Raw genomic sequence first — 467 nt, 5'->3', positions numbered from 1 at the left:
GCGCGCGAACTCCGCCTCGACGCGCTCGCGGGTCGCGAACGGGTTTCGCTCCGCGCCGAGCTGCACGGTGTCGGTCGCGAGCACGGTGCCCTCGCCGTCGACGTGGATGCCACCGCCCTCGTTCACGAGCAGCGACGGGATGCGCTCGGCGCCGACGAGGGCGGCGACGATGCCGGCGATCTCGTTCGAGAGCGCCGCGTTCGCCCAGTCGGGGGAGCCCCAGCCGTTGAACACCCAGTCGACGGCGCCGAGCGCGCCGGGTCGGTCGGCGTCGACGACGAAGGTGGGGCCGAAGTCGCGGATCCAGAACTCGTCGAGCGGGGCCTCGACGATCTCGACCGCGCCGCCCAGCAGGCGCCGCGCCCGCGCGGTCTCGGACGGGTCGACGACCATCGTGACCGGCTCGAACTCGGCGACGGCGAGTGCGACGTCGGTCCACGCGCGGTAGCCCTCCTCGCGCAGCGCGT

1 protein-coding gene is annotated in these 467 nt (G+C 74.3%); it reads right to left on the bottom strand.

From position 1 onward, the window contains the following. Positions 1 to 467, bottom strand: a 467-nt coding sequence (locus ASG00_RS16545) for an agmatine deiminase family protein (RefSeq protein WP_235559085.1), incomplete at both ends; no start/stop codon positions are given.

This window comes from Microbacterium sp. Leaf351 (assembly GCF_001423825.1).
Classification (GTDB): Bacteria; Actinomycetota; Actinomycetes; order Actinomycetales; family Microbacteriaceae; genus Microbacterium; species Microbacterium ginsengisoli.
This window is presented reverse-complemented; position numbering and strand designations above follow the sequence as displayed.